At 59.3% G+C, this 23,489-nt stretch carries 21 protein-coding genes; 11 read left to right on the forward strand and 10 right to left on the reverse strand.

The window, feature by feature from the left end; genetic code table 11:
• The first annotated feature begins 333 nt into the window (after positions 1-333).
• Positions 334-1,434 carry a polyamine ABC transporter substrate-binding protein gene (locus KGA82_RS01875; protein WP_008027246.1) on the forward strand — a complete coding sequence of 367 codons (1,101 nt, stop codon included), beginning with the start codon at positions 334-336 and terminating at the stop codon, positions 1,432-1,434.
• A 165-nt stretch (positions 1,435-1,599) separates the two neighbouring features.
• Here KGA82_RS01875 and KGA82_RS01880 read toward each other — a convergent pair whose 3' ends face one another.
• Entirely contained in the window at positions 1,600-2,778 is a 1,179-nt protein-coding gene (locus tag KGA82_RS01880; protein WP_008027244.1) for a cystathionine gamma-synthase, read from the reverse strand.
• Entirely contained in the window at positions 2,775-4,151 is a 1,377-nt protein-coding gene (locus tag KGA82_RS01885; RefSeq protein ID WP_008039030.1) for a pyridoxal-phosphate dependent enzyme, read from the reverse strand. Before KGA82_RS01885 ends, KGA82_RS01880 begins: the two co-directional genes overlap by 4 nt.
• Before the next feature lie 208 nt (positions 4,152-4,359).
• Here KGA82_RS01885 and KGA82_RS01890 point away from each other — a divergent pair, with 208 nt between their 5' ends.
• Complete coding sequence (locus KGA82_RS01890) at positions 4,360-4,746, forward strand: DUF1801 domain-containing protein (protein ID WP_008039029.1); 387 nt, start codon at positions 4,360-4,362, stop codon at positions 4,744-4,746.
• 138 nt (positions 4,747-4,884) lie between these two features.
• Positions 4,885-5,334 carry a cupin domain-containing protein gene (locus KGA82_RS01895; RefSeq protein ID WP_223449470.1) on the forward strand — a complete coding sequence of 150 codons (450 nt, stop codon included), beginning with the start codon at positions 4,885-4,887 and terminating at the stop codon, positions 5,332-5,334.
• A 112-nt stretch (positions 5,335-5,446) separates the two neighbouring features.
• On the opposite strand, the gene KGA82_RS01900 is transcribed toward KGA82_RS01895, so the two are convergent.
• Complete coding sequence (locus KGA82_RS01900; RefSeq protein WP_223449471.1) at positions 5,447-6,865, reverse strand: MFS transporter; 1,419 nt, start codon at positions 6,863-6,865, stop codon at positions 5,447-5,449.
• A 135-nt stretch (positions 6,866-7,000) separates the two neighbouring features.
• Between KGA82_RS01900 and KGA82_RS01905 the strand changes: the two genes are divergently transcribed.
• Entirely contained in the window at positions 7,001-7,891 is an 891-nt protein-coding gene (locus KGA82_RS01905) for a LysR family transcriptional regulator (protein ID WP_223449472.1), read from the forward strand.
• Positions 7,892-7,907: 16 nt separating this feature from the next.
• On the opposite strand, the gene KGA82_RS01910 is transcribed toward KGA82_RS01905, so the two are convergent.
• On the reverse strand, positions 7,908-8,168 hold the full coding sequence (locus KGA82_RS01910; protein WP_008027230.1) for a hypothetical protein: 261 nt from the start codon (positions 8,166-8,168) through the stop codon (positions 7,908-7,910).
• A gap of 393 nt (positions 8,169-8,561) precedes the next feature.
• Between KGA82_RS01910 and KGA82_RS01915 the strand changes: the two genes are divergently transcribed.
• Entirely contained in the window at positions 8,562-9,629 is a 1,068-nt protein-coding gene (locus tag KGA82_RS01915) for a hypothetical protein (RefSeq protein WP_223449473.1), read from the forward strand.
• A 20-nt stretch (positions 9,630-9,649) separates the two neighbouring features.
• Positions 9,650-10,003, forward strand: coding sequence for a DUF1428 domain-containing protein (locus KGA82_RS01920; protein ID WP_223449474.1), 354 nt, complete (start codon positions 9,650-9,652; stop codon positions 10,001-10,003).
• Between the two features lie 13 nt (positions 10,004-10,016).
• Here KGA82_RS01920 and KGA82_RS01925 read toward each other — a convergent pair whose 3' ends face one another.
• On the reverse strand, positions 10,017-10,211 hold the full coding sequence (locus KGA82_RS01925; RefSeq protein ID WP_192415742.1) for a hypothetical protein: 195 nt from the start codon (positions 10,209-10,211) through the stop codon (positions 10,017-10,019).
• A gap of 60 nt (positions 10,212-10,271) precedes the next feature.
• On the opposite strand from KGA82_RS01925, the gene thpR reads away from it, so the two are divergent.
• Together thpR and KGA82_RS01935 are read left to right on the forward strand one after the other, a co-directional pair.
• Positions 10,272-10,811 (forward strand): RNA 2',3'-cyclic phosphodiesterase, encoded by a 540-nt coding sequence (gene thpR, locus KGA82_RS01930; RefSeq protein WP_223449475.1) that lies wholly within the window; start codon positions 10,272-10,274, stop codon positions 10,809-10,811.
• A 289-nt stretch (positions 10,812-11,100) separates the two neighbouring features.
• Positions 11,101-12,987, forward strand: a complete 1,887-nt coding sequence (locus KGA82_RS01935) for a hypothetical protein (protein WP_223449476.1) — start codon at positions 11,101-11,103, stop codon at positions 12,985-12,987.
• A 327-nt stretch (positions 12,988-13,314) separates the two neighbouring features.
• Here the strand turns inward: KGA82_RS01935 and KGA82_RS01940 are convergent, their stop codons facing one another.
• From KGA82_RS01940 to KGA82_RS01960, 5 genes are all read right to left on the reverse strand, one after another.
• Positions 13,315-14,412, reverse strand: a complete 1,098-nt coding sequence (locus KGA82_RS01940; protein WP_192228304.1) for a polyamine ABC transporter substrate-binding protein — start codon at positions 14,410-14,412, stop codon at positions 13,315-13,317.
• Between the two features lie 158 nt (positions 14,413-14,570).
• Positions 14,571-15,455 carry an ABC transporter permease subunit gene (locus KGA82_RS01945; RefSeq protein ID WP_192228303.1) on the reverse strand — a complete coding sequence of 295 codons (885 nt, stop codon included), beginning with the start codon at positions 15,453-15,455 and terminating at the stop codon, positions 14,571-14,573.
• Positions 15,452-16,333, reverse strand: coding sequence for an ABC transporter permease subunit (locus tag KGA82_RS01950; protein ID WP_223449567.1), 882 nt, complete (start codon positions 16,331-16,333; stop codon positions 15,452-15,454). Before KGA82_RS01950 ends, KGA82_RS01945 begins: the two co-directional genes overlap by 4 nt.
• Before the next feature lie 29 nt (positions 16,334-16,362).
• Positions 16,363-17,505 (reverse strand): polyamine ABC transporter ATP-binding protein, encoded by a 1,143-nt coding sequence (gene potA, locus KGA82_RS01955; protein ID WP_008027211.1) that lies wholly within the window; start codon positions 17,503-17,505, stop codon positions 16,363-16,365.
• Between the two features lie 347 nt (positions 17,506-17,852).
• The gene (locus tag KGA82_RS01960) at positions 17,853-18,614 is read right to left on the reverse strand and encodes a gamma-glutamyl-gamma-aminobutyrate hydrolase family protein (RefSeq protein ID WP_008027209.1); all 762 of its coding nucleotides are present in this window, start codon (positions 18,612-18,614) and stop codon (positions 17,853-17,855) included.
• 272 nt (positions 18,615-18,886) lie between these two features.
• Here KGA82_RS01960 and KGA82_RS01965 point away from each other — a divergent pair, with 272 nt between their 5' ends.
• From KGA82_RS01965 to KGA82_RS01975, 3 genes are all read left to right on the forward strand, one after another.
• Positions 18,887-20,263 (forward strand): glutamine synthetase family protein, encoded by a 1,377-nt coding sequence (locus KGA82_RS01965; protein WP_008039000.1) that lies wholly within the window; start codon positions 18,887-18,889, stop codon positions 20,261-20,263.
• Positions 20,264-20,524: 261 nt separating this feature from the next.
• Positions 20,525-22,015 (forward strand): aldehyde dehydrogenase, encoded by a 1,491-nt coding sequence (locus tag KGA82_RS01970; RefSeq protein ID WP_223449477.1) that lies wholly within the window; start codon positions 20,525-20,527, stop codon positions 22,013-22,015.
• A gap of 52 nt (positions 22,016-22,067) precedes the next feature.
• On the forward strand, positions 22,068-23,351 hold the full coding sequence (locus KGA82_RS01975) for an NAD(P)/FAD-dependent oxidoreductase (RefSeq protein ID WP_008027204.1): 1,284 nt from the start codon (positions 22,068-22,070) through the stop codon (positions 23,349-23,351).
• Positions 23,352-23,489 lie beyond the last annotated feature (138 nt).

Below are 23,489 nucleotides of genomic sequence, written 5' to 3' on the forward strand. Positions count from 1 at the left end.
CGATAGCGGTGTGTCAGTCACCCATGATGTTGCCTGGCCAACCGCTATCGCCAGCAAGCCGGCTCCTACAGGGATTGCGTACAACAGGGTGATCAGGGCGTCTTCCGCCACCGGATCCACCGGGACACCGATATTGGCCATTTCGATCTCCTTTTGGCCGACCTCGCACTATGAACTCACTCGTTCGTCAGCAAGAATCGAAGCAGCATTGCTGTTTCAGCACGCTTGCGAATCCACAACTGAAATCCTGTTTTCCTTGCCCTGGGCAATTTTTAAGGCCTGCCGTGTACAGAACATAAAAACCAACGAGCGACACATTTGGGGAATTCATTCATGGTCATGATGAAACGCATACTGGGCGCCACTGTTTGTGGGCTGACGCTGTTGGCCAGTGCCGTGCACGCCGAACAGCGGGAATTGCGGGTGTACAACTGGGCGGACTACATCCTGCCGTCCGTGCCCAAGGACTTCGCCCAGAAAAGCGGAATCAAAGTGACCTGGGACACCTTCGACACCAACGAATCGCTGGAAGCCAAGCTGCTGACCGGTAACTCGGGCTACGACCTGGTGGTGCCGTCGAACCAGTTCATCGAAACCCAGATCAAAGCCGGTGTATTCCAGAAACTCGACAAGTCCAAGCTGCCGAACTGGAAACACCAGGACCCGGCACTGCTCGCATTGCTGGACAAGAACGATCCGGGTAACCAGTACGGCGTGCCCTACATGTACGGCACCGTGCTGATCGGTTTCAACCCGGCCAAGGTCAAGGCCGCGCTGGGCGAGAATGCGCCGGTGGACAGTTGGGACCTGGTGTTCAACCCGCAGAACATGCAGAAGCTGAAATCCTGTGGCGTCGCCATGCTCGACTCACCTTCGGAAATCCTGCCGCTGGCGCTGCACTATCTGGGGCTGGACCCGAACAGCCAGAATCCGGACGACTACGAAAAAGCCAAGGCATTGATGCTGAAGATTCGCCCTTACGTCACCTACTTCAACTCCGCCAAGTACATGACCGACATCGCCAATGGCGACATCTGCGTCGCCATCGGCTATTCCGGCAGCTTCTATCAGTTCGGCAATCGCGCCAAGGAAGCGGGCAACGGCGTAGTGGTCGACTGGCGCTTGCCGAAGGAGGGCGCGCCGATCTGGTTTGATACCTTTGCGATTCCAAAAAGCGCGAAGAACGTGGAGGAGGCCCACGAGTTTCTCAACACCTTGCTGGACCCGAAAGTCATCGCCCCGATCAGTGATTTCCTTGGCTACCCCAACGCCAACAAGGACTCGCTTGCGCTGATCAACAAAGAGATCACCGGCAACCCGAACCTGACGCCGACCAGCGAAGCGTTGAAAACCCTGTATGTGGTGCAACCGCTGCCGCAAAAGCTTGAGCGGGTGCGCACGCGGGTCTGGACGAGCATCAAGTCCGGCGAATAACACCCAAGGCGGAGCGCAATCGGCCGGCCTTACGCATTCCCCTGTAGGAGCCGGCTTGCTGGCGATAGCGGCGTGTCAGCCAACATCAATGGTGATTGATACACCGCAATCGCCAGCAAGCCGGCTCCTACAGGTTCGGTGTCATGCCACCGAACCCCGTTTTGTTCAGATCCGTGTCAGCGCCTGCGCCAAATCGGCACGCAGATCCTCGACATCCTCAACCCCCACGGACAACCGCACCAGCCCGTCGCCGATGCCCAGCTGTGCACGGGTTTCTGCGGGGATGGTGGCGTGGGTCATGATTGCCGGGTGCTCGATCAGGCTTTCCACGCCGCCCAGACTTTCAGCCAGGGCGAATATCCGTACGCTCTCAAGGAAGCGCGTGGCACCCGCCAGATCACTCTTCAGATCGACAGAAATCATCCCGCCGAAACCGCGCATCTGCCGCTTCGCCAATTCATGCTGCGGGTGCGATGGCAGGCCCGGGTAGTAGACGCGTGCCACTTGCGGCTGGCGTTCCAGCCATTGCGCCAACTCAAGCGCGTTGCTGCAGTGACGCTCCATGCGCAGCGCCAGGGTTTTCACGCCGCGCAGGGTCAGAAACGCGTCGAACGGGCCGGCGATTGCGCCCACCGAGTTCTGCAGGAAACCCAGGCGTTGCGCCAGTTCCGGGTTCTGCCCGACCACGGCGATGCCGCCGATTACGTCGGAGTGGCCGTTCAGGTATTTGGTGGTCGAGTGCAGCACGATGTCGAAACCCAGCTCCAGCGGGCGCTGGATCCATGGGCTGGCAAAGGTGTTGTCGGCGACGCAGATGATGTCGCGGTCGCGGCAGATACGTGCGACGGCGGCGAGGTCGGTCAGGCTCAGCAATGGATTGCTCGGCGTCTCGACCCAGACCATTTTGGTGTCGTCCTGCAACGACGCTTCGAACGCTCCGAGGTCCGTCAGGTCGACGAAGCTGAAGCGATGCCCGGCGCTGCGTTTACGCACCTTGTCGAACAGTCGGAAAGTCCCGCCGTACAGGTCATTGCCGGACACGATGTGCGACCCTGCGTCGAGCAGTTCCAGCACCGTCGAAATCGCCGCCAGCCCGGAGGCGAACGCGAAGGCCTGGGTGCCGCTTTCCAGGTCGGCGACGCAGCGTTCCAGGGCGAAGCGCGTCGGGTTGTGCGAGCGCCCGTAATCGAAACCCTTGTGCACGCCGGGGCTTTGTTGCAAATAGGTGGAGTTGGCATAAATCGGTGGCATCAATGCGCCGGTGGTCGGGTCCGGCGTTTGCCCGGCGTGGATCACCCGAGTGGCAAAGGCGCGTGCCGCGGCGTTTTCATCGTGTTGACTCATGCAAGGGATCTCCGCAAATGATTGAGCAGGTCGACGCGAGTAATCAGGCCGTGGAAGCCCGAGGCGTCGGCGATGATCGCGACCAGCCCGCGATCGAGTTCTGCCTGCAGCTTTTCCAGGCTGGCGCTGGGCGGCAGGGTTTCTACTTTGTCGGTCATTGCGCTGGCCACGGTCAAGCGGAAGTGTGAAGGATCTTCCTGCATGCCCAGCAGAATGTCGGATTCGTCAATCACGCCGACCAGTTGCTTGCCGTCCGCCAGCACCGGCAGTTGCGACACATCCGCCAGGCGCATGCGCTGGAACGCCGTCAGCAGCGTGTCGTCCGGGCCGACGCTGATCACCCGGCCATCCTCGAAACGCCGTGCGATCACATCGCGCAGGTCGCCATAAGGTTTGCGCTTGAGCAAGCCCTGATCGTTCATCCACTGGTCGTTGTAGACCTTCGACAGGTAGCGGGTGCCGGTGTCGCAGACGAAGCTGACCACGCGTTTGGGCGTGGTTTGTTCGCGGCAGTAACGCAGCGCCGCCGCCAGCAGGGTGCCGGTCGAAGAACCGCCGAGAATGCCTTCGGCGCGCAACAGTTGGCGGGCGTGATCGAAGCTTTCCTCGTCGCTGATCGAATAGGCGTGGCGCACGCTGGACAGGTCGGCAATCGAGGGGATGAAGTCTTCGCCGATGCCTTCCACCGCCCACGAGCCGGGCGTCTGCATGGTGCCGCTGCGGCTGTATTCGGCCATCACCGAACCGATGGGGTCGGCCAGCACCATTTCCAGATTGGGCTGTACGCGCTTGAAGAAACGGGTCAGCCCGGTCAGCGTGCCGGCCGAGCCGACGCCGACGACAATCGCATCCACGTCATGCTGGGTTTGCGCCCAGATCTCCGGTGCGGTACTGCACTCATGGGCGAGCGGGTTGGCCGGGTTGTTGAACTGATCGGCGAAGAATGCGTCGGGAATTTCCAGCGCCAGCCGTGCCGCGACGTCCTGGTAATAATCGGGATGGCCCTTGCCGACGTCGGAGCGGGTGATGTGCACCTCGGCGCCCATGGCCTTGAGGTGCAAGACTTTCTCTGTGGACATCTTGTCCGGCACCACCAGCACCACCCGATAGCCCTTGGCGCGGCCGACCAGGGCCAGACCGAGGCCGGTGTTGCCGGCGGTGGCCTCGACGATGGTGCCGCCAGATTTCAGCCGGCCGTCGCGCTCGGCTTCGTCGATCATCGCCAGGCCGATGCGGTCCTTGATCGAGCCGCCGGGGTTCTGTGATTCGAGCTTCAGAAACAGGGTGCACGGGCCCGTGTCAAAGCGGCTGACGCGCACCAGCGGCGTATTGCCGATCAGTTCAAGCACGGCAGGGCGGGAGTCGTTCGGCATGTTGTCACCTCTTTGCGAAAATTCGCACGGGAAGGACAGCAACCGGCGGTGAGCCATCGCACGCCGGTCGCCAGCAATGCATCGTTTGGACCATAGGCCGCGAATGCGCCTCTCGCAACTTTGTGCGACCAGCCGGTCACCTGATTGCTGGAGAGAATCCCCGAGTCGGCAATACTCAAGCGACCACCATCAGTCGAGGGCGAGCACCATGACGAAGGAAAGCAGCGGGGGCGAATCGGCCTCTGCGCTGATCGACGCACGAATCAGGGAATTGAATGACTGGCGAGGCGAGACGCTGGCGCGCGTCAGGGCGATCATCCAACAGGCAGACCCCGACGTGGTCGAGGAGTGGAAGTGGAGGGGCGTGCCGGTGTGGTCGCATGCCGGGATCATCTGCACGGGCGAGACGTACAAAACAGCGGTGAAAATGACCTTCGCCAAAGGCGCTGCGCTGGACGATCCTGCCCATCTCTTCAACGCCAGCCTGGAAGGCAATACCCGCCGGGCGATTGATGTGCATGAGGGCGAGGCGCTTGATGAAAAAGCATTGAAGGCGCTGATCCGGGCGGCGGTGGTGCTCAACACCTCCAAATGAGTCGGCCGGTTTGTATCCCCGTGTATCCCTCGGGGCCGCAGCTATCTTGGCTTACAAAACCATGGCATCCGCGACACGTGCCCGATACACGACCGCCGCCTAATGGGGCACCACAACGGTATCACCCGGAGAAATGCCATGTTCCGTATCAACGCTCGTCACACCGCCAGAATGCTTGGCGTCGCTGTTGCCACCACTGCCGCACTCGCGGCGTTCTCCGGGATGTCTCAGGCCGAGGAAGTGAAGGCCCCTGCAAAAAGCTGGCAGACAGGGATTCATCGCACCGATCTCCTGAAAAAGGACCTCGACGTCGACGGTCGTGAAGTGATCCAGGTACGGGTTGATATCGATCCGGGCATCTCGTCGCCCAACCACTCCCATCCAGGCGTGGAAGTGGCTTATGTCATCGACGGCACGTTCGAATATCAACTGGAAGGGCAGCCACCGGTCACGTTGAAAGCCGGTGATTCGCTGTACATCCCGGCCGGCGTTGCGCACGTCGCGAAGAACATCGGAACCAAAACCGGCTCCGAACTGGCGACGTACATCGTCAAGAAAGGCGAACCGCTGGTTGTGATCAAACAGTAAGCCAAAGCCACGCAAATCCCTGTAGGAGCCGGCTTGCTGCGGGCGGCGTTCCGACGATGGTGGGTCAGTCGACATCGATTCAGCTGACCCACCATCGCCAGCAAGCCGGCTCCTACAAAGGTTTCAGCGTTCGGCGGGCTAGCACGACGCCTAACGCAACAACGATCAGCCCCAACGCTACCGCGAAGGTGACCCGCATGCCGTGGGCCACGGCTTCGGGTGGCGTCAGGGTGATGTCGGCCGCCTGCGAGGCGAGGGCGAATACAGCCCCCAACGCCGAGGCACCGGTGATCAATCCCAGGTTTCGCGACAGATTGAGCATGCCCGAGACAACGCCACGCTGATCGGGCTGCACATCGCTCATGACCGTGGTGTTGTTGGCCGTCTGGAATACGGCATAGCCGAGCGTGATCACCACCATCGGCGCAACATACCCGCCAATGCCAACGGTCAGCGGCAACACCGATAACACCAGGCAACCGACGGCCATGGCGATCAGCCCGGCGACAGTCATCCGCTGGGCGCCGAATCGGTCGGCGATCCGCCCGGCGGGCACACCTGTCAGGGCCGCGACACAGGGCCCGACCGCGAGCACTATGCCCACCACAACCGCCTTCAGCCCAAGCCCGTGGGCCAGATAAAACGGCCCGACCACCAGCGTTGCCATCATCACCGTCGCGACCAGTGTGCTCATGGCCAGGCTCGCGCTCAGCACCGGGTTGCGAAACATCGCCAGCCGTATCAGCGGCGAAGCGACTTTCATTTCAACCAAAACGAAGAGCCCCACGCCGAACCCCGCCGCCAACAGCAAACCGATATTAAGCAGCCCGAAATGGCCACGGCCCAACGTCATGGCCAGCGCATATGCCGCCAGCGTCAGCGCCAATACCAGCGTGCCCCACGCGTCGAAACGGGCGCTCCCGGTGGTTGCCTTCTGCCGATCCTCCGGCAGGTAGCGATGCGCAAGCAGCAGCGTCATCAGGCCCAATGGCACGGTGACCAGGAACATCGCCTGCCAACCGAACCCACTGATCAACAGGCCGCTCAGCGATGGCCCCAGCGCGGTGCCTATCGCCGACATCGTCCCGAGCAACCCCATGGCGCTGCCGGTTTTGGCTTTCGCCACTGTCTCACCGACGAAGGCCATGGTCAGCGCCATCATGATCGCCGCACCGAGGCCTTGCAGGGCTCGGGCGCCGATCAACATGCCCAATGTCGGTGCCGATGCGCACAGCGCCGAGGCGAGGGTGAATACGCCAATGCCGCCGAGCAGCAACCGGCGGCGGCCGATCAGGTCACCGAGCCTTCCGACGCTGACGATCAGCGTGGTGATCGCCAGCAGATACGCGATGACGACCCATTGCACGTCCTGAAAGGTTGCACCGAACACCTGGGCCAGCGTCGGCAAACCGACGTTGGCGACGCTGGTGCCGAGTGACGACAGCAGCATCGACAGCGAAAGGCTGACCAGCGCCCAGCGCACGGCGGGTGTCTGTGTTGCGTTGTCCACGATGGCGATAGTCGGCTTCATGCTGTCCCTCTGGATCTGACCGCTCCCGAAGTGGAGCTATCAGAAATCTACGCTGGCGCCTAACATGGCGGAAGGCGCACGGGTTGCACTCTACTCGTGCGTCAAACGCCATCTCACCCGGCCGTGGGGCAACGCATGTCGACTCCCGATTTCAATTTGCTGATCACCCTTGATGTGCTGCTCGCTGAAGGCAGCGTGGCGCGTGCCGCCAAACGCTTGCGACTGAGCCCGTCGGCGATGAGCCGGGCGTTGGCGCGGTTGCGCGAAACCACCGGTGACCCGTTGCTGGTCCGGGCCGGGCGCGGACTGGTCGCCACGCCTCGGGCGCTGGAATTGCGCGAGCGGGTCAGCCAGTTGGTGCAGGACGCCGAAGCGGTGCTGCGCCCGGCGCAACAGCCTGACCTGAAACAATTGGTCCGCACGTTCACGTTGCGCACCAGCGAAGGCTTTGTGGAGACCTTTGGCGCGCCGCTCATCGCCCGCGTCGCCGAGCAAGCGCCGGGCGTGCTGCTGCGCTTCATGCACAAACCTGACAAGGACAGCACGTCGCTGCGGGACGGGACCGTTGATCTGGAAACCGGTGTGGTGGGGAAGGCTGCCGGGCCTGAGTTAAGGACCCAGGGTTTGTTTCGTGACCGCTTCATCGGCGTAGTGCGCGTGGGTCACCCGTTGAGTCAGGGCGAGATCACTCCGGAACGTTATGCGGCGGGCGGTCACATCAGCGTCTCAAGGCGCGGGCTCGACAAGGGGCCTGTCGATGAAGCGCTGGCGGCGCTGCAACTGGAACGGCAGGTCGCGACCATCGTTGCCGGTTTCTCGACCGCGTTGGCGCTTGCCCGAGCCACCGATTTGATCGCTGCCGTTCCTGAACGCCACACCGAAAACCTGCGGGCGGGCATGCACAGTTTTTCGCTGCCGGTTGCCTTGCCGGAATTCACCGTCGCGATGCTCTGGCATCCGCGCCTGGACGCCGATCCGGTGCATCGCTGGTTACGTGGGTGTGTTCGTGAGGTCTGTGCGCAATAGCCAGTGACGGTCAGTCTCAAAAACTGAACGACCTCGAAGTGTGTTGGGCCAGCTCGGCATCCAGCAGATGTTCGGCCAGCACATCATTCAAAAAGCGGAATTGATCGTTGAGGCCGACCACTTCGTTGCTGAAGTGGTTGCCGGCGGCTGGCATCAGCAGCGCTTCGAAGTTCTTGTCGAACACCAGCGACAGCACTTTGCGCGAGACGGCCTGCTGCGAGTAGTAGTTGTTGCCGAACACCGGAAAGCTCACGGCGAGGGTGACGGTGTGGATCATGATGTGCGCTCCTCGGTCAGGACGTACCACGAAAAAACGGTCAGCGTGAAGGCTGTCAGGGCCAGGCAGGTCAGCAGATGGATCAACATGATTTGCCCCTCCGGTTCGGGGTTGTGTGTCGGGTTGAAGTTGATCCTACGCTGACGGTTCATGAGCGGAAGGCATTCGCGGCGATGGTGAATATCGATGTGAGTGATGGTCGGGTTTTTGTGGTGTTCTTGAGGGACCCTTCGCGGGCAAGCCTCGCTCCTACAGGGGCCGGTGTTGAAATGTTATTTTGTGAACGACGCTGATCCCTTGTGGGAGCGAGCCTGCTCGCGATGCTCTTGCGGGCAAACACCTATACTCAGGTAGAAACCCTTAATCTGATTTCGACCCTAGAGAACCACGATCTTGAACCTGCGTTCGCTGATCGTCGCCGTGCTGCTGGTGTTGGCGGGATGCGTCACGCCTGCGCGTGCCCCGGCGCCTGCGCCGCCCGTGGTCATTTCCCAGAGCACCTGGCAGCAGGTGGATAGGGACATCGTCGCGGCATCCCAGTCCGCCACCGAGCAGGCAAAAATCTATTCGCGCGGCGCCATGGATTACTGGCGAACCCGGGTCTATCAACTGACCGAAGAAAAATTCATTCCCTGGTTCAGCAGTTACTGGACCCAGGAATGGCTGTCGATGAAAGTCAGCTGGTACAGCCTCAGCGCCCAGGGTGAGCAGGATGCCTCGTCGAAACGCCTGGCGGCCTATCTGCTGGAGCAATACCAGAAACGCGTGCTGGCCCCGGTCGCGGTCGAGATTGATCCCGACCAGATCCTCGGTCTGGCCACGGCGTTCTACGTGGATATTCTTCAGGAAGAACTGCAAAAAATCTCCCAGCGCCACGGCGTGCCCATGGCCCAGCTCAATGGCCGTATCCAGAAAATCCCGGCCATCGCCCTCGGACCGCCGCCCGCGCGAGACGCTTCGCTGTACCAGGTCGTGCACACCCAGCCGCTCAACACCCTGCCGGCGTACACGGCGCTGATCGACAAAATCCACAAGGCCGGCGGTAGCAAGGGCGTTGATTCCACCGACCAAGCCATGGCGCCGGTGGCCAAGCGCGCCAGCCAGCGGATGGAAGCCGAAATGGCCCCGCGCGGTGCCGCCAGCGCGGTGTCCGCAGCGGCGGGAAAAATCGCCGGAGGCTTGATTACCTTGGGCGTGGCGGGGATTCGCGCACTGATTCAGGCCAGCGACCGACCGGACAGCGAGGCGCTGATTCGCAGCAGCCTGGGCAACACGTTCGACAAGGCCTGGATAAAAATGGTGCAGAACCCGACCTCCGGTGTGATGGCGGGGACGTTGTACATGGCAGGGCAGATCGAGGGCAACCTGGCGGGGAGTGCCGACGTACCGTCGGTCAGTTCGGGCAGCGGCGCTGTCGATTGGAGCCCGTCCGAACCGACTAAACCGCAGATCGACCCTTAACCCCCGGCAGGAGAATGACCATGTCTTACGTCGATGGCTGTGTCTTTGCGGTGCCCAGTGCCAACCGCGAAAAATTCAAGAAACACGCGGAATCCGCCGCTGTGATTTTCAAGGAAAACGGCGCCCTGAGTGTTGTCGAATGCTGGGGCGATGACGTGCCCGATGGCAAAGTGACTTCGTTTCCGCTGGCGGTGAAACTCAAGGACGACGAAACCGTGGTGTTTTCCTGGATCGTCTGGCCGGACAAGCCCACCCGCGATGCCGGCATGCAGAAATTGATGGCCGACCCGCGTATGCAGCAGGACGTCAACCCGATGCCGTTCGATGGCCAGCGGATGATCTTCGGTGGCTTCGACATCCTCTTGCAGGTCTGAGCGTGTGGCAGGATCACTCCGGCGTCGGGGTGATCCTGCAACTCTTGCGATTGCGGATCTCGCTGTCCGTCGGTCGTTCTTTGACAAACTCGAAACGCGGTTCACCTTCGCTATAGTGAACCAGCCAGCCCCATTCCAGCTCTGACTCATCCTGACCCGGTTGCGGTGGCACGGCCCACCATGGCTCTTTGCTGATGATCTCTCGCATGGCCCCGTCCCGTTTATTCGGTTGGTTCAACTATAACGTGCATGTCAGGAGGTGCCAGGCGTGAGCGACGAAACCGCGGAGCCGGTCAAACGGCTGTTTTTTGCATTGGATTGCCCATCCGAACAGCGCAAGGCGATTGCCCAATGGCGCAGCGCGCTGCAATTGCGCATCGGGCGTCCGGTGCCGGTGGAAAACTTCCATCTGACGTTGCTGTTTTTGGGCGCTGTGGAGGTGGCGCAGATTGCCGAAATCTGCACGGCGGCAGCAAAGGTGCGCGTGCCGGGTGCGACGTTGCGGCTGGCGCTGGATCGCCTGGATGTGTGGCGCAGGGCCGGGGTGTTGGTGCTCGCGCCGGAACAGGCGCCGCCGGAGTTGCTGCGGCTGGTGTATGCGCTGGAGCAGGCGATGTTGCCGTTCGGGTTTGAAGAGGTACACAAGGAATTCAGACCGCATCTGACGTTGATGCGTGACTATCGGGCGCCGGTGCCTGAGTCGACGACGCCGCCGGAGTTTTTTCTGCGGGCGGATCGATTTGTGTTGTTTGAATCCCACAAGGGCCGCTATCGGGCGCTGGCCGAATGGCCGCTGGTGCCGGCATAAAAAAAGGCGCCCGAGGAGGGCGCCGAACTCACCTTAACCGAGGAAGCCAGGTGAGGCCGTTCGTCAGAGAGGAGTGCAGCGGTGGTAAGGCGCTGCGTGAACGGAAAAGGGTAAGCGGCCAGTATCTATGTTGGATGTTTTGGCCTCATCGCCAGCAAGCCGGCTCCTACAAGGTACGCGTCGCGCCGCAGATCACTGTAGGAGCTGGCTTGCTGGCGATAGCTATCGCGTCGCACGCTGAGAGATCTGGTAGTGTTAGTTATCGGAGAAATTAGTTTTAAGGACTGTTATGAAAAAACTGAAACCCTGGGCACGTGGACCTTTGGAGCTGATCCAACATGCCGAGGAGCACTTGAGAGGGGACAGTGATTTCGACCGTCGCATGGTCTTGGTTAGTTTTGACAATGCTATTGAACTTTCAATCATCACCTTTTTGTCACTTAATCCCATTCAGCGAAGTGGTTTGCAATATGAAAAAGCACAAGTTGGGAAGTGGATGCACAACTTTCACTCAAAGCTTGAGTTTTTGGAATATTATGTTGTTTCTCAGCTTAAACAAGAGATGCTCATAGAGCGTGATGTTTTGGTCTATTATCATTCGATTCGGAATGAGCTTTATCATAATGGGAATGGGTTTGCACCGGCTTTGGAAATTGTCGATGGCATAAAGTCCGCAGCGCATTGGGTCTTTTCCGTATTGTTCGAAAGTAAGCCTGAAGATCATTTTGTCAGTCGGGTTGTTGAGAGTAAATCACCTTTTCCAACTGATGAAACTGGTCTTTCATCTGCTACCCTGTTCTTGAAAGCATTTATAGATGTGAAAAATCTGTTGAATTCGGAAATGGGTGCGGATGGTGTTGAACATTCGAGCTCTCTAGTTTCTGCTATACGGAAGTTTGCCGAAAATTATCCAATAAAATTGCCTGACGGATTAGTTGCTGCAGCTGTAAAGGCGGAAGAAGTTAGGGAGGTCATGCTTGGTGGTGAGCAGCCGGACTTGTCGGGGGTTGAACTTAAAAATCTATCGTCGGAGTTGAAAAAGTATTCGGCCCAGATAGATTCGAAACTCAGACTTTACCAGTTAAAATTAGTAGAGGCAGCCGTTGAGGCGACGGTTAAAACACTGTCGTTGCATGAAGATAGAAAAGTGGGGGTGGTTCATCAAACACTTGGGACAGGGATAAATATGTCCATTGTCTCGTACATAATTCGCGCACGTCAAATTGCAGGGCTGGAGTATGTGCCATTCATTGTGGTCGGCACTCACAGAGAGTTGTTGAGTCAACTTCAAGGTAGATTAATCGATCACTGCCCTGGCTCCTCGGGGATGCATACTGTAATGCCCATGGGTAAGGTGAATTTGATGGCTTCGCTCTCTGCTCCGAATCCTGGAGTAATCTTTACTACGATGGCGCAACTTCGAAATATCCCGATGGTGTTTGAGCAGAAGTGTCTTTTGATTGGTGTCGGCTTGCAAGGCGTTCAGTTTGATTTCAAGAGATCAACTCCGCTTGCTGCATTAATTAATTTTTCCAGTTCTCCTGTTGGTCTCAAAGAGTTTCCGGATAAGAATTTTGGCTCTCTTGTTGTTAGTTTTGGTCTGCAGCAAGCTGTAGAACATGGTGTTCTTCTTCCGTTGATACTGGATAAGAGGCCTGTAACTGTGGTGGCTCGAGCGGGTGCTGATGAAAGCGCGGTTTCTGATGGTGTCAGGGAGGAGTGGATAATTGGTGAGGTTTGTAAAGACCTGAAGAGTTTTTCGTTTGATAGTAGGTGTAAGGCTATTATCGTCACGAATAGAATATCTGTTGCATCCATTTTGTACGAAAAATTGGTGGTCGCGTTAGGTGGGAAGGGAGAGAGTGGTGTGGCTCCGCTAACAGTAGGACTTCTTTCGAGTGCAGAAAAAGATGGAGGTCGTCATGCGGTTCAACAATTCAATAATGCAAGTGACGGAGGAAGCGTCCTTGTGATCACCAGCGGAATGCTGGCGGGGCTTGACTTGCCGGAAGTTAATATGGCTTTTGTAACCAGTCCGCTACAAACGGAGTCTCTAGAAAAAATTACCACTTTGTTGGGGCGTGCCGGCCGATCAACAGAGGGAGTAATTGTTGACTTCAGTGGTAATGCATGGCCGGACGTGATGATTGGGCAAGTAACCAAGAACGAAAATTAGATTTTCAGGTGACGAGCAGTAACGTGTGTGGTTGAAACATCGAACAAGTAAGTTCATAGCTTTAAGGCACAAGGCTCAGGGTTTCAGTCGTTGCAAAAAAAGGCGCCCAAGGAGGGCGCCGAACTCACCTTAACCGAGGAAGCCAGGTGAGGCCGTTCGTCAGAGAGGAGTGCAGCGGTGGTAAGGCGCTGCGTGAACGGTAAACAGTAGAAACCCAATGCCCCTTTAGGAGCGAGGCTTGCCCGCGAAGACGGTGTGTCAGTCGCTATTAATGTTGAATGTGACGGACCCTTCGCGGGCAAGCCTCGCTCCTACAAAGGGGCTCAATTATTTCCCGAGCTTCACCCGCGTCCAGCCCCGGGTCATCACCCGCTGAACGCCGATCGGCATGTCCGGAATCGCATACAACGTCGCCATCACGGCCAAGGGTGGATACGAGCCCGGATCATCGCGAATTGCTTCATCCACCAACGGTGTCGCCGCCGCGTTGGCGTTGCTGTAGCCGATGTTGTTGGTAATCTCGGCGATGATGTCCGGGCGCATCAGGAAGTTCATGAACAGGTAGGCGTTGTCGACGTTCGCCGCATCCCGTGGGATCGCGACCATGTCGTAGAAACTGCCGGCGCCTTCTTTCGGAATGCTGTATTCGATTTTCACCTTGTCGCCCGCTTCCTGTGCGCGGGCCTTGGCTTGCAGCACGTCGCCGGAATAACCGACAGCCACGCAGATGTTGCCGTTGGCCAGGTCGGAGATGTACTTCGATGAATGGAAATACGCCACCGACGGCCGGATCTTCATGAACAGCGCTTCAGCTTCGGCGATCTGCGCCTTGTCCTGCGAGTTCACCGGGTAGCCCAGATAGTGCAGGGCGGCGGGCAGCATTTCGGTCGGCGAGTCGAGGAAGCTGATGCCGCAGGCTTTCAGTTTCTCGGCGTTTTCCGGTTTGAACAGCAAGTCCCAGGAGTTGGTCGGCGCATTGGCACCGAGCACTTCCTTGACCTTGGCCGGGTTGAACCCGATGCCGATCGAGCCCCACATGTACGGGAAGGCGTGACCGTTTCCCGGGTCGCTGGCCGAAGCGTTTTTCAGCAACACCGGGTTGAGGTTTTTCCAGTTCGGCAGCTTCGACTTGTCCAGTTCCTGATAGACACCAGCCTTGATCTGCTTGGCCAGGAAGCTGTTGGACGGCACGACAATGTCATAGCCGGATTTGCCTGCGAGCAGGCGTGCCTCAAGGGTTTCGTTGCTGTCGAACACATCGTAGGTCACGCGGATACCGGTCTCGTCTTCGAACTTCTTGACGGTGTCCGGGGCGATGTAATCCGACCAGTTGTAGACGCGCAGTACCTTGTCATTGGCCTGGGCGCCGGTAGCCATCGCGCCCAATAAGGACAGTGTCAGCAGAGTCCTGCCAAACATTTTCATCGGTACAACTCCATTTCTCTTTTTATTCAAAATCACACCGCAAGCGCTTGCACGCTCCTTTGTGGGAGCGAGCCTGCTCGCGAAAAACCTGAGGACGCCGCGTTCAATCAGACAGACCGCGTCATCGTTAACGTCCATCGCGAGCAGGCTGTTGGGTATCAGGCCGTCGCTTCTACCATTTGCTTTTTCGGTTGCTGCCAGGATTCGCTGGCGGTCTGGTCCATCGCTTCCTGGATCGCCCGTTTGCGGCTGGCTTCAGCGCGGCGGCTGAAGTACCAGACCATGAAGGTCACAATCGAAACGGCGAGCAGTATCAGGCTGGCCACGGCGTTGATCTCAGGCTTCACGCCCAGACGCACCGCCGAGAACACTTCCATCGGCAGGGTCGTCGAACCCGGCCCGGACACGAAGCTGGCCAACACCAGGTCATCCAGCGACAGGGCAAACGACATCATGCCGCCGGCCGCCAGTGACGGCGCGATCATCGGGATGGTGATCAGGAAAAACACCTTGAACGGTTTCGCCCCGAGGTCCATGGCCGCTTCTTCGATGGACAGGTCCAGCTCACGAAGGCGGGCAGAGACGACCACCGCCACATAGGCCGCACAAAACGTGGTGTGGGCGATCCAGATGGTGACGATGCCACGCTCCATCGGCCAGCCGATCAGCTGCGCCATGGCCACGAACAGCAGCAACAGCGACAGGCCGGTGATCACTTCAGGCATCACCAACGGCGCGGTGACCAGGCCACCAAACAGCGTACGGCCCTTGAAGCGCGTGACGCGAGTCAGCACGAACGCCGCCAAAGTCCCCAGCGCCACCGCTGCAATCGCGGTGTAGCAGGCAATCTCCAGCGAGCGCACCACCGAGCCCATCAGTTGCGAGTTGTCGAGCAAGCCGACGTACCACTTCACCGACCAGCCGCCCCACACCGTCACCAGTTTCGAGGCGTTGAACGAGTAGATCACCAGGATCAGCATCGGCAGGTAGATAAACGACAGGCCGAAAATCAGCATGAACTTTGAAAATCCGAAGCGTTTCATCCCCGTGCCTCCATCTCTTTGGCCTGGCTGCGGTTGAACAGCAGAATCGGCACAATCAGGATCAATAGCATCACCACCGCCAGGGCAGACGCCACCGGCCAGTCGCGGTTGTTGAAGAACTCTTGCCACAGCACACGGCCGATCATCAGGGTTTCCGGGCCGCCCAGCAGTTCCGGAATCACGAACTCACCGACCACCGGAATGAACACCAGCATGCAGCCGGCGATGATCCCGTTCTTGGCCAGCGGCACGGTGATTTTCCAGAAGTTGTTGAAGTTGCTCGACCCCAGGTCCGAACCCGCTTCCAGCAAGCTTTGATCGTGCTTGACCAGGTTGGCGTACAGCGGCAAGACCATGAACGGCAGGTAGGCATAGACCACGCCGATATACACGGCCGTGTTGGTGTTGAGGATCTCGATCGGGTGATCGGTGAGCCCGGTCCACATCAAGAACGCGTTGAGCAAACCGTTGTTGCTGAGGATGCCCATCCACGCATACACGCGGATCAGAATCGCAGTCCAGGTCGGCATCATGATCAACAGCAGCAAGACGTTTTGCGCTTCCTTGCTTGCCTTGGTGATCGCGTAGGCCATCGGGAAACCGATCACCAGGCACATCAACGTACTGAAAAACGCGACCTTCAACGAGCCGAAGTAAGCCGAGATGTACAACTCATCCTCGGTCAGCATCAGGTAGTTGCCGACGTTGAGGAACAGCTGGAGTTTCTGTTCGGCGAAGGTGTAGATCTCGGAGTAAGGAGGAATGGCCAGCGCCGCTTCCGAGAAGCTGATCTTCATCACCAGGAAGAACGGCAACAGGAAAAACAGGCACAGCCACAGGAATGGAATCCCGATGACGAGCTTTCGACCACTCGGCATCAGCCGCATGAACCGCTGATTGAGTGTTTTCATGAGCGCAGTACCACGCCGCTGTCGTCTTCCCACCACACGTAGACCTTGTCGTCCCAGGTCGGACGCGCGCCACGGCGTTCGGCGTTGGCCATGAACGACTGCACGACTTTGCCGCCAGGCAATTCGACGTAGAACACCGAGTGACCACCGAGGTAGGCGATGTCATGCACCTTGCCCTGGGACCAGTTGTAGCGGGACTCGGGTTGGGTGGTGCTGACCAGCAGTTTTTCCGGACGGATCGCGTAGGTGATGGACTTGTCCTCCACCGAAGTGCTGACGCCGTGGCCGACGTAGATCTTCTGCTCCAGATCCTTGCTGTGAATGATCGCGTGACCTTCAAGGTCCTCGACAACGGTGCCTTCGAAGGCGTTCACGTTGCCGATGAATTCGCAGACCATGCGGCTGACCGGGGCTTCGTAAATGTCCACCGGGCTGCCAATCTGGGCGATCCAGCCCAGGTGCATGATCGCGATGCGCTGGGCCATGGTCATGGCCTCTTCCTGGTCGTGGGTCACCATCACGCAGGTCACGCCAACGCGTTCGATGATTTCCACTAGCTCAAGCTGCATCTGCGAACGCAGTTTTTTATCCAGCGCGCCCATCGGTTCGTCGAGCAACAACAGCTTCGGACGTTTCGCCAGGGAGCGGGCGAGGGCGACACGTTGACGCTGACCGCCGGAGAGTTGATGCGGCTTGCGTTTGGCGTATTGGGTCATGTGCACCAGGCGCAGCATCTCTTCCACGCGGGCGTCGATTTCACTGGCGGGCAAACGGTCCTGCTTGAGGCCGAAGGCAATGTTCTGTGCGACGGTCATGTGCGGGAACAGGGCGTACGACTGGAACATCATGTTGATCGGCCGTTCGTACGGCGGCATGTCGGTGATGTCCACGCCATCGAGCAGGATCCGCCCTTCGGTCGGGCGCTCGAAGCCGGCGAGCATGCGTAGCAGCGTCGATTTGCCGGAACCGGAACCGCCGAGCAAGGCGAAGATTTCCCCTTGATGAATCTCAAGCGAAACATCGTCCACTGCGGTGGTTTCGTCGAATTTCTTGGTGACGCGGTCGACTTTCACCAAGACCTTTTTCGGTGCCTGGTGACCTTCAAGAGCCTTCCTGTAAATGCTGGAGGCGTTTGCCATGTGAAACTCCCAACAGGTTTCAGTCGTCGGGCCAACGCGGCCTGACTTAAGAGTGGATTGCAAGCCCGGGGCATTCGGTTGGCGCAACCCCTGTAGGAGCGAGGCTTGCCCGCGAAGACGGTATGTCAGTCGATATCATCGTTGTCTGAAACACCGCCTTCGCGGGCAAGCCTCGCTCCTACAAAGGATTGCGCTCGCCTGATCCATACCGCTCGGGCTTATTCGGCGCCGCCGTCCTGGCTGCCTGGGTCGTACTTGTTGTTATTGCAGTGTGTTGTTTTCGCGAGCCACGGACGCGCAAAGGCACGCCCGCCAAACTCGCGGGGGCAGTAAATGGGTGTTTTGGGTCAGCGGGTTTTACGCTGCGCGGCCCGTCGTCGGCATGCATCGCCGAACGCCTGGAAAATACTCAAATAAGGAGGATTCGAAAGCACCTGCCATTCCGGGTGCCATTGCACGCCGACCGCGAAGGTCGGGCTGTGGTCCACCGAAATCGCTTCGATCAGACCGTCCGGCGCAATCGCCTCGGCACGCAGGCCGGGAGCGAGGCGGTCGATGCCCTGGCTGTGAATCGAATTGACCATGAACTCGGTCGGCAACTCCAGCGCTTCGAACACGCCACCCGGTTGCACCGTCACCGCATGCGCCGGGGCGTATTGCACGGCCAGCTCAGGGCTGTCCGCTTCGCGGTGATCGAGCATGCCCGGCAGTTCATGCACCTTCTGGTGCAGGCTGCCGCCGAACGCCACGTTCATTTCCTGGAAACCACGGCAGATGCCGAGTACCGGAACGCCCGCCGCAATGGCTGCACGCAATAAAGGAAGGGTAGTGGCGTCCCGCGCCGGATCGTGATCCGTGCCGGGAGCGCTGGCCGGGCCTTGATAGTGGAAGGGCTCCACATTCGATGGCGAACCGGTCAGCAACAGACCGTCGAGATGCGCGAGCACATCCTCGATTTCAGTCAGTTCGCCTAAGGAAGGAATGACCACGGGCAGCCCCAGAGCCGCGACGCTGACAGCACGCAAGTACTTGTCGCCGCTGATGTGGTAGGGGTGCAGGCCAATCTGTTTGACGCACGCTGTAACGCCGATCAATGGCTTGAATGCCATTTTTATCACCTCGACCTTGAACGAGTTTTTCAGGAGCTTAGCTTTGTTGATTTTAATTAACAACTCTCATGTAAAAAATTCTAAACGCCGCACGTCCGATTGCTAGTCTTTGTGCGGTGTTGAGGGCCTATATGGCACTCTCGTGCCCAGAAAAGTCCCAAAAATAAAGGATGAAAGGCCAAGTGTTCGCTATTGACTTCACTTTGCCGTTCGGGTTGACTGGGCTCCAGAAAGTGCGGTGAACATAATAATTAACAGCTAATAGGTGCATCATGTCGGTCCCTCTGCGTGCCGTTCAACTCAACGAAGCAAACGCATTCCTTAAGAAATATCCTGAGGTTTTGTACGTCGACCTTCTGATTGCGGATATGAACGGTGTGGTGCGCGGCAAGCGCATCGAGCGCACCAGTCTTCATAAGGTCTACGAAAAAGGCATCAACCTGCCGGCGTCCCTGTTTGCCCTGGACATCAATGGCTCCACGGTGGAAAGCACCGGCCTGGGTCTGGACATCGGTGACTCTGACCGGATCTGCTATCCAATCCCTGGCACCCTGAGCATCGAGCCTTGGCAGAAGCGCCCGACCGCGCAACTGTTGATGACCATGCACGAACTGGAAGGCGAGCCGTTCTTCGCCGACCCGCGCGAAGTGCTGGCCAATGTGGTGCGCAAGTTCGATGAACTTGGCCTGACCATTTGCGCTGCGTTCGAACTCGAGTTCTACCTGATCGACCAGGACAACGTGAACGGTCGTCCGCAATCGCCACGCTCGCCGGTTTCCGGCAAACGTCCGATGTCGACCCAGGTGTATTTGATCGATGACCTCGACGAATACGTCGATTGCCTGCAAGACATCCTCGAAGGTGCGAAAGAGCAGGGCATTCCTGCTGACGCCATCGTCAAGGAAAGCGCCCCGGCACAGTTCGAAGTGAACCTGCATCACGTCAACGACCCGATCAAGGCCTGCGACTACGCGGTGTTGCTCAAGCGTCTGGTGAAGAACATCGCCTACGACCACGAGATGGACACCACGTTTATGGCCAAGCCGTATCCGGGCCAGGCGGGCAACGGTTTGCACGTGCACATTTCGATTCTCGACAAAGAAGGCAACAACATCTTTGCCAGCGAGGATCCCGAGCAGAACGCCGCGCTGCGACACGCGATCGGCGGTGTGCTCGAGACCCTGCCGGCGCAGATGGCTTTCCTGTGCCCGAACGTCAACTCGTACCGTCGTTTCGGCGCGCAGTTCTACGTGCCGAACTCGCCGAGCTGGGGCATCGACAACCGTACTGTTGCGGTACGTGTGCCGACCGGTTCCTCCGATGCCGTGCGCATCGAACACCGCGTGGCCGGTGCCGATGCCAACCCGTACTTGCTGATGGCTTCGGTGCTGGCGGGCGTGCACCACGGCCTGACCAACAAGATCGAGCCGGGCGCACCCGTGGAAGGCAACAGCTACGAGCAAAACGAGCAAAGCCTGCCGAACAACCTGCGCGATGCATTGCGCGAGCTGGACGACAGCGAAGTCATGGCCAAATACATCGACCCGCTGTACATCGACGTGTTCGTGGCGTGCAAGGAAAGCGAGCTGGCCGAGTTCGAAAACTCCATTTCGGATCTTGAGTACAACTGGTACCTGCACACGGTTTGACGAGATCTGTGTCGTCCACACCTTTCGTGCACGACACAAACTTTGTAGGAGCCGGCTTGCTGGCGATAGCGGCGGCACATCCAACACAAGTGCCGCCTGACACACCGCCATCGCCAGCAAGCCGGCTCCTACAGTAGATCTTCGTCGTTCGCATCTTTTGTGTACGTCACAAAACCCTGTAGGAGCCGGCTCGCCGGCGATGGCGGCAGCTCAGCCACCACCAACGCCCCACCCAACATTCCTCTGCGTCGAGTCACAACCATGACAAACACTCGCAGCGACTGGGAACAACGCTTCCAGTCCCTAACCATCGAAAACCGCGCCTTCATCGACGGCCAATACCGCGCGGCACTCAGCGGTGAAACCTTCGAATGCATCAGCCCGGTCGACGGCCGCTTCCTGGCCAATGTCGCCAGCACCGATGAAGCCGACGCCAACGAAGCCGTCGCCGTCGCACGCCGCACCTTCGAATCCGGCGTCTGGGCCAATCTCGCCCCGGCCGAGCGCAAGCGCACTTTGATCCGCTTCGCCGACCTGATCCTGGCCAACCGGGAAGAACTCGCCCTGCTCGAAACCCTCGACATGGGCAAACCGATCAACGACTCGATGAACATCGACATCCCGGCGACCGCCAACGCGATCCGCTGGAGCGCCGAAGCCATCGACAAGATCTACGACGAAGTCGCCGCCACGCCGCACGACCAACTCGGCCTCATCACCCGCGAACCTGCCGGTGTCGTTGCCGCCATCGTGCCGTGGAATTTCCCGTTGATCATGGCCAGCTGGAAGTTCGCCCCGGCCCTCGCGGCGGGTAACTCGTTCATCCTCAAGCCTTCGGAAAAGTCGCCACTGACCGCGATCCGAATCGCTCAATTAGCGCTGGACGCCGGCATTCCGAAAGGCGTGTTCAACGTCCTGCCGGGCTACGGCCACACCGTCGGCAAGGCGCTGGCGTTGCACATTGACGTCGACGTGCTGGCCTTTACCGGCTCGACCGCGATTGCCAAGCAACTGCTGGTCTACGCCGGCCAAAGCAACATGAAACGCGTCTGGCTCGAAGCAGGGGGGAAGAGCCCGAACGTGGTGTTCGCCGATGCGCCGGATCTGCGCGCGGCAGCACAGGCAGCGGCCAGCGGCATCGCTTTCAACCAGGGCGAGGTCTGCACCGCCGGTTCGCGTTTGCTGGTCGAGCGTTCGATCCGCGAGCAGTTCATTCCGTTGCTAGTGGAAGCGCTGCAAGCCTGGAAACCGGGGCATGCTTTGGACCCGCAAACCACCGTCGGCGCGGTCGTCGATCAGCGTCAACTGGACAACGTGCTGCGCTACATCCAGGTCGGCAAAGACCAGGGCGCGCAACTGATCGCGGGCGGCAGCCGCACCCTGGAAGCCACTGGCGGCCTGTACGTGGAGCCGGCGATTTTCGACGGCGTGACCAACGCCATGACCATCGCCCGGGAAGAAATTTTTGGCCCGGTGCTGTCGCTGATCACCTTCGATACCGCTGAAGAAGCCTTGGCCATCGCCAACGACAGCATCTTCGGCCTGGCTGCCGGTGTCTGGACCAGCAACCTGAGCAAGGCCCACACCTTCGCTCGCGGCTTGCGCGCCGGCAGCGTCTGGGTCAACCAGTACGACGGCGGCGACATGACCGCGCCGTTCGGCGGGTACAAGCAGTCGGGTAACGGTCGGGACAAATCGCTGCACGCGTTCGACAAATACACCGAACTCAAAGCGACCTGGATCAAGCTCTAATACTTCTACAACGGCGGCCGCCGGCACATGCCAGCGGCCATCGGAGAAACCTATGAAACAGACTCATGTAAACAGCTACTACGCCGCAACCCGCAACTTCACCGGCGACTTCCCGGTGCTGGAACAAGCGGTGGATTGCGACGTCTGCATCATCGGCGCCGGCTACACCGGTTTGTCCTCGGCGCTGTTCCTTGCCGAAGCCGGCTACAGCGTGACTGTGCTCGAAGCCGCCAAAGTCGGTTTCGGCGCCAGCGGTCGCAATGGCGGCCAACTGGTCAACTCCTACAGCCGCGACGTCGATGTCATCGAAGAGCGCTACGGCGACAGAACCGCCGAAGTCCTCGGCAGCATGATCTTCGAAGGCGCCGACATCATCCGTCAGCGCATACAACACTACGACATCCAGTGCGACTACAAGCCGGGCGGCATCTTCGCAGCGCTGAACAAAAAGCAGCTTAAAGGCCTGGCCGAGCAGAAAAGCAGCTGGGAGCGCTACGGCAACAAGAACCTGAAAATGCTCGACGCCGCGGACATCAAGCGCGAAGTCGGCAGCGACAACTACGTCGGCGGCCTGCTCGACATGCAGGGCGGCCACATCCACCCGCTGAACCTGGCCCTCGGCGAAGCCTCGGCCATCATCGGCCTGGGCGGCAAAATCTACGAACAATCGGCGGCGGTGGAAATCACCTACGGCGAACCGATCACCGTGCGCACCGCCAAAGGTGTGGTCCGCGCCAAGTACCTGCTGATCGCCGGCAACGCCTACCTGCCGCAGGGCCTCGACAATCGCGTGACCGCCAAAAGCATGCCGTGCGGCTCGCAAATCGTCGTCACCGAACCGTTGTCGGAAAAGGTTGCGCGCAGCCTGATCAAAAACAACTACTGCGTCGAAGACTGCAACTACCTGCTCGATTACTACCGCCTGACCGCCGACAACCGTTTGCTGTACGGCGGCGGCGTGGTCTACGGCGCGCGCGAACCGGATGACATCGAACAGCTGATCAAGCCAAAAATCCTCAAGACCTTCCCGCAACTGAAGGACGTGAAGATCGACTACCGCTGGACCGGCAACTTCCTGCTGACCATGTCGCGCATGCCGCAATTCGGCCGCATCGAGAAAAACGCCTACTACATGCAGGGCTACAGCGGCCACGGCGTCACCTGCTCGCACCTGGCCGGCAAGCTGATCTCGGAAATGATCCGCGGCGACGCCGAACGCTTCGATGCCTTCGCATCCTTGCCACACATGCCAATGATCGGCGGCCGCACCTTCCAGGCCCCGCTCACCGCCATGGGCGCCGCGTACTACGCGCTTCGCGACCGTTTCGGCATCTAACCCAACACAACCCTGTAGGAGCAGAGCTTGCTCGCGAAGACGACGGCACATCCGACATCGGTGCCGCCTGACACACCGCCTTCGCGAGCAAGCTCTGCTCCTGCATTGGATCCACGGCAGGCACAAAATGTATGTGCA

The organism is Pseudomonas sp. BF-RE-22 (genome assembly GCF_019956155.1).
Lineage (GTDB): Bacteria > Pseudomonadota > Gammaproteobacteria > Pseudomonadales > Pseudomonadaceae > Aquipseudomonas > Aquipseudomonas migulae.

Excerpts from the sequence above, each read along its gene's own strand:
- KGA82_RS01875 (WP_008027246.1), top strand. The coding sequence starts at position 334 with ATGGTCATGATGAAACGCATACTGGGCGCCACTGTTTGTGGGCTGACG.
- KGA82_RS01880 (WP_008027244.1), bottom strand. The coding sequence starts at position 2,778 with ATGAGTCAACACGATGAAAACGCCGCGGCACGCGCCTTTGCCACTCGG.
- KGA82_RS01885 (WP_008039030.1), bottom strand. The coding sequence starts at position 4,151 with ATGCCGAACGACTCCCGCCCTGCCGTGCTTGAACTGATCGGCAATACG.
- KGA82_RS01890 (WP_008039029.1), top strand. The coding sequence starts at position 4,360 with ATGACGAAGGAAAGCAGCGGGGGCGAATCGGCCTCTGCGCTGATCGAC.
- KGA82_RS01895 (WP_223449470.1), top strand. The coding sequence starts at position 4,885 with ATGTTCCGTATCAACGCTCGTCACACCGCCAGAATGCTTGGCGTCGCT.
- KGA82_RS01900 (WP_223449471.1), bottom strand. The coding sequence starts at position 6,865 with ATGAAGCCGACTATCGCCATCGTGGACAACGCAACACAGACACCCGCC.
- KGA82_RS01905 (WP_223449472.1), top strand. The coding sequence starts at position 7,001 with ATGTCGACTCCCGATTTCAATTTGCTGATCACCCTTGATGTGCTGCTC.
- KGA82_RS01910 (WP_008027230.1), bottom strand. The coding sequence starts at position 8,168 with ATGATCCACACCGTCACCCTCGCCGTGAGCTTTCCGGTGTTCGGCAAC.
- KGA82_RS01920 (WP_223449474.1), top strand. The coding sequence starts at position 9,650 with ATGTCTTACGTCGATGGCTGTGTCTTTGCGGTGCCCAGTGCCAACCGC.
- KGA82_RS01925 (WP_192415742.1), bottom strand. The coding sequence starts at position 10,211 with ATGCGAGAGATCATCAGCAAAGAGCCATGGTGGGCCGTGCCACCGCAA.
- KGA82_RS01935 (WP_223449476.1), top strand. The coding sequence starts at position 11,101 with ATGAAAAAACTGAAACCCTGGGCACGTGGACCTTTGGAGCTGATCCAA.
- KGA82_RS01940 (WP_192228304.1), bottom strand. The coding sequence starts at position 14,412 with ATGAAAATGTTTGGCAGGACTCTGCTGACACTGTCCTTATTGGGCGCG.
- KGA82_RS01945 (WP_192228303.1), bottom strand. The coding sequence starts at position 15,455 with ATGAAACGCTTCGGATTTTCAAAGTTCATGCTGATTTTCGGCCTGTCG.
- KGA82_RS01950 (WP_223449567.1), bottom strand. The coding sequence starts at position 16,333 with ATGCCGAGTGGTCGAAAGCTCGTCATCGGGATTCCATTCCTGTGGCTG.
- potA (WP_008027211.1), bottom strand. The coding sequence starts at position 17,505 with ATGGCAAACGCCTCCAGCATTTACAGGAAGGCTCTTGAAGGTCACCAG.
- KGA82_RS01960 (WP_008027209.1), bottom strand. The coding sequence starts at position 18,614 with ATGGCATTCAAGCCATTGATCGGCGTTACAGCGTGCGTCAAACAGATT.
- KGA82_RS01965 (WP_008039000.1), top strand. The coding sequence starts at position 18,887 with ATGTCGGTCCCTCTGCGTGCCGTTCAACTCAACGAAGCAAACGCATTC.
- KGA82_RS01970 (WP_223449477.1), top strand. The coding sequence starts at position 20,525 with ATGACAAACACTCGCAGCGACTGGGAACAACGCTTCCAGTCCCTAACC.
- KGA82_RS01975 (WP_008027204.1), top strand. The coding sequence starts at position 22,068 with ATGAAACAGACTCATGTAAACAGCTACTACGCCGCAACCCGCAACTTC.